This is a genomic window from Tropicimonas sp. IMCC34043 (assembly GCF_003390845.1).
GTDB lineage: Bacteria > Pseudomonadota > Alphaproteobacteria > Rhodobacterales > Rhodobacteraceae > Tropicimonas.
On record NZ_QMEK01000001.1, the window covers coordinates 1,422,109 to 1,434,109 of the forward strand.

The window sequence follows — 12,001 nt, forward strand, 5'->3', positions numbered from 1 at the left end:
GGTGGCATGGCCAGATTCGACCGATATTTCCTCTACCAGCTGATGGTGCTTTTCGGCTTCTTCTCGCTGGTTCTGGTATCGGTCTACTGGATCAACCGTGCGGTGACGCTTTTCGACGAATTGCTGTCGGACGGGCAGTCGGCCGGAACCTTCTTTACCCTCACGCTCTTTACCCTGCCGAACGTGGTGCGCATGGTGCTGCCGATCTCGGCCTTTGTCGCGGCGGTCTATGTCACCAACCGCCTTACCACGGAAAGCGAACTGGTGGTGGCGCAGGCCACCGGCATGTCGCCCTGGCGGCTGGCGCGGCCGGTCATGGTGTTCGGATTGCTGATCGCGTTGCTTATGGGGCTGCTCGTGCACGTGCTGGTGCCGGTCAGTCGCACGCTGCTTGCCGAGCAGACCAGGGCAATCGAACAGAACCTGGCGGCGCGGCTGCTGAACGAGGGGCAGTTCCTGCACCCGTCGAGCGGGCTGACCTTCTATGTCCGCGAGATCACCGCGGATAACGAGATGCTCGACGTCTTCCTGTCCGACGCACGATCGAACCGCACCCGCACCGATTATCTGGCCCGCAGCGCCTATCTGGTCCGCGACGCGCAGGACCGGCCGACCCTGGTGATGATCGACGGCACCGCACAGACGCTCAATCTGACCGACACACGTCTGACCGTCACCACCTTCGACAGCTTCAGCTATAACCTCGATTCGATGATGGAGGCGACCGGGCGCGGTCGGCGCGACGTGCGCGAATTCGGCACTCCGACCCTGTTCCGCCCGGACGCCGCGGCGCTGGAGGCGACACGCAGGGACCCGGCGGTGTTCCTATACGAGGCGCATCTGCGGCTGGCGCAGCCTTTCAATCCTCTGGTCGCGGCGTTGCTGGGGTTCTCCACCCTGATGCTTGGCGGCTACAGCCGGTTCGGGGTCTGGTGGCAGATCGCGCTGGCAATCGCGCTGATCATCTCGCTGCAGGCGATCGAGAACGTGACCGCCGACATCGCCCGTCGCGACACATCGCTCTGGCCGCTGGTCTATGTGCCGACGCTGCTGGGGTTCGGGGTGATTGCCGGGCTGCTGTCGGCAGCCGGCCGGCCCTCGATATTTTCCCGGCGCCGCCGGCAGAGGGCGGCCGCATGAAACTGCAGCTCTACTTCGCGCGCAAGTTCCTGAAGATAACGCTCGGGATCTTCCTCGGGTTTGCAGCGTTCCTGGTGATGCTCGACATGGTCGAACAGGTGCGGCGCTTCGATTCGTTCCAGATCACGCTGTTTGACGCCTTCCGTCTGTCGCTGCTGTCGGTGCCCGAGACCTTGTATTCGATCCTGCCGCTGGTGATCATGCTGGCAACGCTGGCACTGTTTTTGTCGCTGTCGCGCACGTCGGAACTGGTGGTCACCCGCGCGGCCGGCCGCTCCGCGATCCGGGCGATGTTCGCGCCGGCCTTTGCCGCGGCGGCGGTGGGCGTGCTGGCGGTCACCGTGTTCAACCCGATCGTCGCGGCAACCAAGAAGGTCTACGACCAGCGTGCCACCCAGTTTGCCGGTCAGGACGCCAGTGCCCTGTCGGTCAGCCGCGAGGGGCTGTGGTTGCGGCAGGGCAGCGACGACGGCCAGACCGTGATCCGTGCGGCCCGCTCCAACCCCGACGGATCGACGCTCTACGACGTTTCTTTCGTCGCCATGGCGCCGCACGACAGCGACGGGCCGGCAGCGATCAGCCGGATCCAGGCCAGCAGCGCGACCCTGACACCGGGGTCCTGGAAGCTGACCGACGCCAAGATCTGGCCGCTCGACGTGTCGAACCCCGAGACCGCCGCGACCTTTCGCGCCGAGTATGAGGTGCCCTCACCGCTGACCCTGGAACGGATCCGCGACAGTTTCGGCGAACCCGCGGCCATCCCGATCTGGGAATTGCCTGCGTTCATCCGGGCGCTCGACGCAGCCGGGTTTTCCGCCCGAAAACACAGGGTCTGGTTCCAGATGGAGCTTGCGCAGCCGCTGTTTCTGGCCGCTATGGTGATGATCGGTGCGGGGTTCACCATGCGCCACACGCGGTCGACCCGGACCGGATTGATGGTGATGTTCGCGCTGCTGTTCGGCTTTTCCGCCTTCTTCATCCGTAACATCGCCCAGGTTCTGGGCCAGAACGGCGACATCCCGGTCATTCTGGCCGCCTGGGCGCCGCCGATCGCGGCAGCGCTTCTGTCGCTCGGGCTGCTTTTGCATCTGGAGGACGGATGACCCGCCGCCACCGCCTTACCCTGCTTGCGGCAACACTCGCGCTTGCCCTGCCACTGCTGGCGCCAATCCCGGCTGCGGCGCAGTCGGACTCGGCGTTTTCAACGCTGATCGCCGACCAGGTCGAATTCAGCCAGGATGGCAAGCTTGTTGCCACTGGCAATGTCGAGGCGATCTATGGCGACAGCCGGCTGACCGCGAAGCGCATCACCTATGATCAGGAGGCCGACACGCTCCAGATCGAGGGGCCGATGGTCCTGACCCAGGGCGCGGATTCGATCGTGGTCGCCGACAGCGCCGATCTTTCGACCGATCTGCGCGAAGGCATATTGCAGTCGGCCCGCGTGGTGCTGAACCAGCAGTTGCAGATTGCAGCGGCCGAGGTCGACCGCACCGGCGGCCGCTATACCCAGCTCTACAATACCGTCGCCTCGTCCTGTCAGGTCTGCGCCAAACGGCCGATACCGCTGTGGCGGATTCGCGCGAAACGGGTGGTGCATGACGAGCTGGAGCATCAGATCTATTTCGACCAGGCCTGGTTCGACGTGATGGGGGTCCCGCTCGCCTATTTCCCGCAGTTGCGGATGCCCGACCCCAGCCTGAAACGCGCCACCGGCTTCCTGACGCCGAAACTCGTCTTTTCGGACCAGCTCGGCAACGGGATTAAGGTTCCCTATTTCATCGTCCTCGGCGACAGCCGCGACCTGACGGTGACGCCCTTTTTGGCCACCAATACCGCCACGCTGGAACTGCGCTATCGCCAGGCGTTCCGCAACGGGAAGGTCGAATTCAACGGCGCGATGACCGAGGACACGATCCTGCCCGGAAAATTTCGCGGATACCTTTTCGGCAAGGGCGAATTCGATCTGCCGCGCGACTTCAAGCTCGAGTTCGATCTGCAGACGGTGACCGACAAGACCTATCTGGAGGACTACGACTATTCCGACGACGACGTGCTGCAAAGCTCGGTGACCCTGAGCCGGGTAAAACGCGACCGACTGTTTTCGGCCGAGGCGATCCATTACTATTCTCTGCGCGAGGACGACAGCAACGAAACCGACCCCTATTTCGAAGGCGACCTGATCTGGGTGAACCGCAGCCACCCGGATCTGATAGGCGGCACGCTGACCACCGATCTGGTCGGCCACACGCACCTGCGCCATTCCGATCAGAATATCGTCGGCCGTGACGTCGCGCGCCTGTCCGGGCATGTCGGCTGGGAACGGGCCTGGACCCTGCCCGCCGGGCTGCGCTTTACCGGCGCGGCGGACGCCTACCTCGACTACGAGGTCGTGAGGAACGACAGCGACTATCCCGACCCGATCCAGAATTTCGTCCCCTATGGCGTGGCCGAACTGAGCTGGCCCTGGATGCGTCAGGGCGCGCGGGCGACGCATATCATCGAACCGATCGCCCAGGTGGTCTGGGCCCCGGACGACATTGAGCAGGGGCCCAACGACCAGAGCACCCAGGTCAACTTCGATCAGGGCAACCTGTGGTCGCTGTCTCGCTTTCCCGCGGGCGACGAACGCGAGCTCGGAACCCGCGCCAACATCGGGATGCGCTGGACGCGCTATGACCCCTCGGGCTGGACCGCGGCACTGACCGTCGGGCGGATCGTGCGCCAGGAGGATCTGGGACAGTTCGCCGGGATCGTGCCGCTGGAAGGCACCGTGTCCGACTGGATGTCCGCCATCACCCTGCGGCTGCCGGGAAGACTGACACTGATGAACCAGTCGCTGTTCGACGAGAGCTTCGCAGTGACGGGCAACGAGGCGCAATTGAACTGGAACATGCCGCACATGGGCCTTGGCGCCACCTATATCTGGCTGCAGCCCTATTCGGTGCCGAACCAGCCCGACGTGTCGAACGAATGGACGCTGAACGGCAACTGGAACTTTTCGGACCGCTGGGCGACACGGGTGAACTGGAACTATGACGTCGAACTCGACCGGTCTGCCTCGGCGCGCTGGGGGCTGACCTATACCACCAATTGTGCCAGCTTCGACGTCACGATGCGCCGCCGCTATACCTCGAACAATTCCGACGAGCAGGTCTTCGATTATACCTTCGCGATCGAACTGGCGGGCTTCGGTGCCTCGGGGGTCGAACGGAAATGGCCGACACGCGCGGGCTGCCGCGGTTAGAGCGGCTTGTCGTGCCGGGTCGGCTGGCATAGAACCCGAAGGACCGGCAGGCAGCAGGGCGAGGCAAGGATGCGACATTTGCGGCAGAGTCTTGGGACCGTTGTCCTTTTGGTCCTGGGCGCCGTTCTGAACGTCGCCCCGGCTCTGGCGCAGCAGGGCAGCCCTTTTGTGCCTGTCGTGATCGTCAACGACCGGCCGATTACCGAATACGAACTTGAGCAGCGGATCCTGATGCTGCAGCTGTTCCGCACCCCGGGCGATCTGAAGAAACAGGCGATGGACGGGCTGATCGACGACCGGCTGCGGCGCCAGGCCGCCGAGTCCATGAGCATCGAGATGACCGAGGAGCAGCTGACCGAGGGCATGACCGAATTCGCCTCCCGGGTGAATATGGACCTGCCCACTTTCCTCGACACGCTGTCGGCAAACGGCGTCGCGCCGGAAAGCTATCGCGACTTCGTGCAGGCGGGGATCGTCTGGCGCGAAGTGGTGGGAACCAAATTCGCTGCGCGCACCCAGGTCGGCGACACCGAGATCGACCGCGCGTTGGCGCTGTCGTCGCGCAAGGGCGGCGCCGAAGCGTTGCTGGCAGAAATCATCCTGCCGGCACGCGACGAGCAGGAAACCGCCAGCAGCAACGAGATCCTCCAGCAGATCCAGGACAATGTGAAAACCCGCGCCGAATTCGCCGCGGCGGCGCGCGAGTATTCTGCGGCCCCTTCGGCGCCCCGGGGCGGCCGGCTTGAAAAGTTCCTGCCGCTGTCGGACCTGCCGGCGCCGGTCCGCTCCCAGATCCTGACCATGGCGCCCGGGCAGATGACCGAGCCGCTGCCGGGCAACGGATTTATCGCGATCTTCCAGTTGCTGGAGCTGCGCGAGACCGGGACTGTCGAGTCCGGCAATGTGGCGCTCGAATACGCGATCTATCTGATCCCCGGCGGGCGCAGCCAGGCAGCATTGTCCGAGGCCGCCAAGGTCCGCGCGCGGGTCGATACCTGCAGCGACCTCTACGGCGTTGCCAAGGGTCAGCCCCCCGAGCGGCTGGTGATCGAGACCCGACCGCTTGACAAGATCCCCGCAAGCACCGCGATGGAACTTGCAAAGCTCGACCCGGGCGAAAGCTCGACGGCGCTGGTTTCGGGCCAGAACCTCGAATTCCTGATGCTCTGTGCCCGCACGCCGATCTTCGACGAGGAGCTCGACCGGGCAGTCGTCCGCAACAACCTGCGCAACCAGCGGATCGCCGCGTATGGCGACGGCTATCTGGCCCAGTTGAAGGCCGACGCGACGATCCGCTACCCATGACGGGCACAGGCGGAATCCTGGCCTCGGCCGCCAGCCTTCCACCGGTTCTGACCTGCGGCGAACCCGCAGGCATCGGTCCAGAGATCGCGGCCCGCGCCTGGGACAGGCTGCGGGGCACCCTGCCGTTTGCCTGGATCGGCGACCCAAGGCACCTGCCCGCCGGCACGCCGATCGCCGAGATCGCGACGCCGGCCGAGGCGGCACGCGCCGCGGAAACGGCACTTCCGGTGCTGCGCCACGATTTTCCGGCCGCGACTGTGCCCGGATGCCCCGATCCCGCCAACGCGGCCGGCGTAATTGCAGTGATCGCGCGCGCGGTCGCTTTGGTGCAAAGCGGTGCCGCCAGCGCCGTTGTAACCGCCCCGATCAACAAGAAGGCGCTGAAGGACGGTGCGGGTTTCGGCTATCCCGGCCACACCGAATACCTCGCGGCGCTCGGCGGCGTCGACCGGGTGGTGATGATGCTCGCCTGCGACACGCTGCGGGTGGTGCCGGTCACGATTCATGTGGCGCTGTCGGAGGTGCCAAAGCAGCTGACGCCGGAGCTGCTGGCCCGGACAATCCGGATCACCGCAGAGGCGCTGCGCAGCGACTTTGGCATCATGGCCCCACGGCTGGCGGTTGCGGGCCTCAACCCGCATGCCGGCGAGGGCGGCGTCATGGGAACGGAGGAACTTACCTGGATCGCACCGCTGATTGCCGATCTGCGGGCCGAGGGATTGTCGCTGCTCGGGCCGCTGCCGGCGGACACGATGTTTCACCCCGAGGCGCGGGCCCAATATGACGTCGCAATCTGCATGTATCACGATCAGGCGCTGATCCCGATCAAGACGCTCGATTTCTCTCGCGGGGTGAACGTGACGCTGGGCCTGCCGTTCGTGCGGACCTCGCCCGATCACGGCACCGCCCTTGATATCGCCGGGCAAGGCCTGGCCGATGTCCGCTCGACCGTCGAGGCGCTGTTGCTGGCCGGACGGATGGCGCGGGCGCGCGCCGCCACATGATCGGGACCGCTGCGGCAGTCGCTGCAGGGGGGCTGTCTGCCCCCCGCTTGCCTGCGGCAAGCCCCCCCGAGGATATTTTTCAACAGAAGAAGATGCCGCGATGAGTGCGATCGACGGGTTGCCGCCGCTGCGCGAGGTGATTGCGCAGCACGGGCTGGCGGCGAAGAAATCGCTCGGGCAGAACTTCCTGCTGGATCTGAACCTGACCGCGCGGATCGCGCGGATCCCCGGCGATCTGTCGGGCGCCTCGGTGCTGGAGGTCGGTCCGGGGCCCGGCGGGCTGACCCGGGGGCTGCTGTCGGAGGGCGCCGGCAAGGTTCTGGCGATCGAGAAGGACGCGCGCTGTCTGCCCGCACTGGCCGAGGTGGCCGCAGCCTGGCCCGGGCGGCTTCAGGTGATCGAGGGCGACGCGCTGGAGATCGACCCTCTGGAGCATCTCGGCCCGCCGATCCATGTGGTTGCGAACCTGCCCTATAATGTCGGCACCGAATTGCTGGTGCGCTGGCTGACGCCCGCGGTCTGGCCGCCCTACTGGTCGTCGCTGACGCTGATGTTCCAGAAGGAGGTGGCCGAGCGGATCGTGGCACAGCCGGGCGGCAAGGCCTATGGCCGGCTCGCGATTCTGGCGCAATGGCGCTGCGACGTGCGGATCGCGCTGCGCCTGCCGCCCGAGGCCTTCACCCCACCGCCGAAGGTGAGTTCGGCCGTCGTGCATTTTCGGCCACGGGACGAACCGCTCTATCCGGCCGATGCCGGGGTGCTGAGCCACGTCGTCGCCATGGCCTTCAACCAGCGGCGCAAGATGTTGCGGGCGGCCCTGAAAGGGCTTGGCGGCGATGTCGAGGCGCTGTTGGCGGAGGCGGGGCTGTTGCCGACCGAACGGGCCGAACAGGTGCCGATTTCGGGCTTTGCCGCGCTGGCGCGTGCGGTGGCCGCGCGGCCGAGTTCCTGAGGCCTCGATAACGAGGCCAAACGACCGGAGAGACCAAACAACCGGAGCGGGCCGGCGCAGGCCTATAAAAAAGCCTGCCCCCATGGGGCAGGCAGCGGTGTTGAGAAGGTCTTGCAGGGATCGGGCCGGCGCGGCTTACTCGGCGGCTTCGGTCGAGCCGTTGCTGCCGGAGTCGACGGCGGGTTCCGCCGGAGTGTCGGACGGCGTCGCGGCACCGGTTTCGGCCTCGGGCTTCGGAGCCTTGACGCGGGGCTTGCGCGGCCTTGGCGCGCGCGCCGGCTTCGGCTTGCTCTCGCCCGTATCCTTGCTTTCGGGGGTCTCCACGAGGCCGCTGTCGGCGGCGGGGGCCTCGCCGATCACCTCGGACGCCGCGCTGCGCCGCGGGGCCGCGTAATCGGACACGTGGGGTTGCGGGTCGGAATGGATCGGATCTTCGATCAGATCCGGCTGGTCATTGCCGCGCCTCTGGTTCGCATCGTTGTCGCGGCGGTTGTCGTTGCGATTACCGCGGGTGTCATTGCGATCACGGGTGTCGTTGCGGGTATCGCGATCGCGGTTGTCGTCGCGGCTGTCCCGATCGCGATTGTCGTCGCGGGTATCGCGGTTGTCGTCGCGGCTGTCATTGCCATCGTCGCCGTTGTCATAGCCGCCGTCCTGCCGGTCGCGGGGGCGGTTCTGCTGGCCATCCTGCTGGTCACGCCGGGCGTCCTGCTCGCGCTGCGCCTCGCCCAGCATCCGTGTGTAATGCTCTGAGTGCTGCTGGAAGTTTTCGGCCGCCACCCGGTCGTTCGAGACCATCGCATCGCGGGCGAGCTGGGTGTACTTTTCAATGATCTGCTGCGGGGTGCCACGCACCTTGCCCTCCGGGCCCGATGAATCGAAAACCCGGTTGACTATGTTTCCGATCGAGCGCGAGCGGTTCGACTTGGAACGCGAACGTGACTTTGATGATCTCATCTGTTTTCTGTTCCCGCCTTCTTGCGGTGAAACGGACCGTTGTCGTGCCTTGAGCAGGCGCTTTGCTGTCCTGCGGCGTGGTCCAACTTGTTATGGCTTTCGGGTACAGGGGGCAGTGCGCCCTTCGATCCGTACTGTGCCTGCTAATCATGGGACAGGTGCGCTGACAAGTCAAAAAGCGAAATTGGCCCGCGATCCAGCCGATTCACCGCCATGATGCCACATTCCGACTGCCTTTACCGCAATTGCCGGTCTGCAAGCACCACTCTGTCCCTGCCATCAAGGTCGGCGCGGACGCCGCGGATGTCAAGGCCCTGAGCGGCAAGCAGCGCCGCGACCGCCGCGCCCTGGGTCGGCCCGATCTCGACCAGAAGCCGTCCCCCGGGGGCGAGATGCGCCATCGCACCGGCGGCAATGGCGCGATAGGCGCCAAGCCCGTCGCCCTCGTCCGTCAACGCCATGCGCGGCTCCCAGAGCCGCGGCTCCGGGTCGAGGCCGGGCATCTCGTGGGCGGCTATATAGGGCGGGTTCGAGACGATCAGATCGAAGCTGCCCGAGACGGTCGAGAACCAGTCAGAAACACAAAAATCCGCCTTTATTCCAAGTGTTGCGGAATTTTCCTCGGCCACTGCAAGAGCTTTGGCCGAGAGATCGACGCCAAGCCCCGTGGCGCTGGGACGCTCCCCCAGCAGGCTCAGCAGCAGGCAACCGCTGCCGGTGCCGAGGTCGAGCACCCGCGAGAACGGTGCCTCAAGCGCCGCGGCAACCAGTTCCTCGGTTTCCGGGCGCGGGTCGAGCACGTCGGCGGTGACCCGGAACTGGCGGCCCCAGAACAGCCGCTGTCCGACGATCTGCGACACCGGGCGGCGGGCTTCGCGGGCGGCAAGCGCCGTTTCGAGCGCTTCGGGGCGGGTCAGCGGGTCGGGCAGGTGCAGGCTCAGGCGGTCGGCGGCGATGCCTTGCGAGAACGCAAGCAGCCGGCGGGCGTCACGCTCGGGGGTCTCGATCCCGGCCGCGCGCAGCCGCGCCGTCGCCAGGGCCAAGGCCCGGGCGAGCGTCGGAGCGGCCGCCCCGCTCATTCCGAAAGCTGCGCCAGCTTGCGGGCCTGATCGTCGGAAATCAGCGCGTCGATCACCTCGCCAAGGTCGCCCTGCATCACCTGATCGAGCTTGTAGAGCGTCAGGTTGATCCGGTGATCGGTCATGCGGCCCTGCGGGAAATTGTAGGTCCGGATCCGTTCCGACCGGTCGCCCGACCCGACCTGCGCCTTGCGGTCGGCGGCGCGTTCGGCGGCGACCTTGTGGCGCTCCAGATCGAACAGCCGCGCGCGCAGCACCTGCATGGCAATGGCGCGGTTCTGGTGCTGGGATTTCTCGGAACTGGTGACAACGATGCCCGAGGGCAAGTGCGTGACGCGCACCGCCGAATCGGTGGTGTTGACGTGCTGGCCGCCGGCGCCGCTCGCCCGCATGGTGTCGATGCGGATGTCCGTGGCGGGAATGTCGATATCGACCTCCTCGGCCTCGGGCAGCACCGCGACGGTGGCGGCCGAGGTGTGGATCCGCCCGCCGGATTCGGTTTCGGGCACGCGCTGTACCCGGTGGACGCCGGATTCGTATTTCAGCCGGGCAAAGACGCCCTCGCCCGTCACATGGGCAATCGCCTCCTTGACCCCGCCGAGTTCGGTCTCGGCCATCTCGATCAGGTCGAACCGCCAACCCAGGGATTCGGCATAGCGCTGGTACATCCGCAACAGATCGCCCGCGAACAGCGCCGCCTCCTCGCCCCCGGTGCCGGGCCGGATCTCGATGATCGCGGGGCGGGCGTCGGCAGCATCCTTCGGCAGCAACGCCAGTTGCAGCGCCTGTTCGTGCCGGGGCAGTCGGGCGCGCAGGGCGGGCAATTCCTCCTCGGCGAGGCCGCGCATTTCGGGGTCGGAAAGCAGCGCCTCGGCTTCGGCGATCTCGGCGCGACATTGGCGCCAGGCCTCGATCTCGGCCACCACGGGCCGCAACTCGGCATATTCGCGGGCCAGCGGCACGATCTGGCCCGAATCGACGCCACTGGCCATCTTCGCCTCGAGAAAGGCAAAGCGCGCGGCGATCTCGTCTAGTCTCTGCTCGGGAACCATGCCGCGGCCATTGCCGGATTGCCGCGCCCGGGTCAAGTGGCGGCCGCGGGGCGCGACCAGCCGTGCAATTGACAATCCCGTCGGTTCAGCGCCACTGAGGGGCATTCTCGGTTCCCCGGACGCTCAGCAGCCTGGGGATTCAAAAGGGAACACGGTGCGGCGTACCCATCAGGGACCAATTCCGTGGCTGCCCCCGCAACTGTAAGCGGCGAGCGCGACCGAACATGCCACTGGGGCCACTTGTACCCCGGGAAGGCCGGCCCGCGCAGTGACCCGCAAGCCAGGAGACCTGCCCAGAATCCGTGCCGGGAAACCGGTGCGGTGTTCCACCGGACGCCGGGGTGAGCGTCTGGCACGAAACGGCCAGGCGCAATCCGTCCGTTTCGGGCCTACTTCCCCGTCCGTCCTTTCAGCTCCGCCGCGATCCGCGGCCTGTTTGAGAGAGACGACACATGTTTGTACCTTCGCGACCCTTCCTTGCGGGAACCCTTCCGCTGGCGCTTGCCGCCGGGCTTTGCCTTGCCGGCCCTGCCGCTGCCCACTTCCAGCTGATCTATACCCCCGACCCGCTGATCGCGGCGCCCGGCGACGTGCCGGTCAAGCTGATCTTCTGGCACCCGTTCGAGAACGGCCATGCCATGGACATGGCGCCACCGCTCGAATTCTTTGCCGTGAACCGCGGCAACAGGACCGACCTGATGGACCGGCTGGTGCCCGCCACCTTCAAAGGGGCCGAGAACTCGGCCGAGGCCTTTGACGCCTCGATCCCGGTCACACGCGCCGGCGACTATGTCGTCGTTGTGGTCGCTGCGCCCTATTACGAGCAAAGCGAGGACATCTATATCCAGCAGATCGCCAAGTCCTATCTGAACCGCGCCGGCCTGCCGACCGACTGGATGGAGCCGCAGGGCCTGAAGACCGAAATTCTTCCGCTGAACAAACCGACCAACATTATTGCGGGCTCGACCTTCAGCGGGCGGGTTCTGAGAAACGGCGAACCGGTGCCGGGTGCCGAGGTCGAGATCGAATTCATGGCGGCCGAACCAGACATGGCCGCCGGCATCGCGGGCACGCCGCAGTCGGGGCCGATGCCGGGCGGCGCCGTGGTCGCCATCGCGGACGCGCAGGGAGAATTCACCTTTGGCGTTCCGAAGGCGGGCTATTGGGGCTTTGCCGCGCTCGGCTCGGGCCCCGACACCGATTTCGACGGCAAAGACCTCAGTCAGGATGCGGTGCTGTGGATCCGCGCCTGGGAGATGGAATGA

10 protein-coding genes and 1 riboswitch are annotated in these 12,001 nt (G+C 66.2%); of the genes, 7 read left to right on the forward strand and 3 right to left on the reverse strand.

The window, feature by feature from the left end; genetic code table 11:
• Positions 1-6: 6 nt before the first annotated feature.
• The 6 genes from lptF (at position 7) to rsmA (ending at position 7,648) form a co-directional block, all read left to right on the forward strand.
• Positions 7-1,140 carry an LPS export ABC transporter permease LptF gene (gene lptF, locus DQG17_RS06650; protein ID WP_116131937.1) on the forward strand — a complete coding sequence of 378 codons (1,134 nt, stop codon included), beginning with the start codon at positions 7-9 and terminating at the stop codon, positions 1,138-1,140.
• Entirely contained in the window at positions 1,137-2,243 is a 1,107-nt protein-coding gene (lptG, locus tag DQG17_RS06655; RefSeq protein ID WP_116131938.1) for an LPS export ABC transporter permease LptG, read from the forward strand. Before lptF ends, lptG begins: the two co-directional genes overlap by 4 nt.
• A complete protein-coding gene (locus DQG17_RS06660) occupies positions 2,240-4,387 on the forward strand; it encodes an LPS-assembly protein LptD (RefSeq protein ID WP_116131939.1) in 2,148 nt (715 codons plus the stop codon). Before lptG ends, DQG17_RS06660 begins: the two co-directional genes overlap by 4 nt.
• Before the next feature lie 78 nt (positions 4,388-4,465).
• Entirely contained in the window at positions 4,466-5,692 is a 1,227-nt protein-coding gene (locus tag DQG17_RS06665; RefSeq protein ID WP_198666038.1) for a peptidylprolyl isomerase, read from the forward strand.
• The gene (gene pdxA / locus DQG17_RS06670; protein WP_116131941.1) at positions 5,689-6,696 is read left to right on the forward strand and encodes a 4-hydroxythreonine-4-phosphate dehydrogenase PdxA; all 1,008 of its coding nucleotides are present in this window, start codon (positions 5,689-5,691) and stop codon (positions 6,694-6,696) included. Before DQG17_RS06665 ends, pdxA begins: the two co-directional genes overlap by 4 nt.
• 100 nt (positions 6,697-6,796) lie before the next feature.
• A complete protein-coding gene (gene rsmA, locus DQG17_RS06675) occupies positions 6,797-7,648 on the forward strand; it encodes a 16S rRNA (adenine(1518)-N(6)/adenine(1519)-N(6))-dimethyltransferase RsmA (protein ID WP_116131942.1) in 852 nt (283 codons plus the stop codon).
• Positions 7,649-7,783: 135 nt separating this feature from the next.
• Here rsmA and DQG17_RS06680 read toward each other — a convergent pair whose 3' ends face one another.
• The 3 genes from DQG17_RS06680 to prfA all read right to left on the reverse strand — a co-directional run bounded on the left by DQG17_RS06680 (position 7,784) and on the right by prfA (position 10,736).
• A complete protein-coding gene (locus tag DQG17_RS06680; RefSeq protein WP_116131943.1) occupies positions 7,784-8,605 on the reverse strand; it encodes a DUF4167 domain-containing protein in 822 nt (273 codons plus the stop codon).
• 236 nt (positions 8,606-8,841) lie between these two features.
• Entirely contained in the window at positions 8,842-9,684 is an 843-nt protein-coding gene (prmC, locus tag DQG17_RS06685; RefSeq protein ID WP_116131944.1) for a peptide chain release factor N(5)-glutamine methyltransferase, read from the reverse strand.
• Positions 9,681-10,736 carry a peptide chain release factor 1 gene (prfA, locus tag DQG17_RS06690; RefSeq protein WP_116132623.1) on the reverse strand — a complete coding sequence of 352 codons (1,056 nt, stop codon included), beginning with the start codon at positions 10,734-10,736 and terminating at the stop codon, positions 9,681-9,683. The genes prmC and prfA overlap by 4 nt, the downstream gene beginning before the upstream one ends.
• Before the next feature lie 91 nt (positions 10,737-10,827).
• Positions 10,828-11,048, forward strand: a riboswitch (cobalamin riboswitch).
• Positions 11,049-11,188: 140 nt separating this feature from the next.
• On the opposite strand from prfA, the gene DQG17_RS06695 reads away from it, so the two are divergent.
• Positions 11,189-12,001 (forward strand): DUF4198 domain-containing protein, encoded by an 813-nt coding sequence (locus DQG17_RS06695; RefSeq protein ID WP_116131945.1) that lies wholly within the window; start codon positions 11,189-11,191, stop codon positions 11,999-12,001.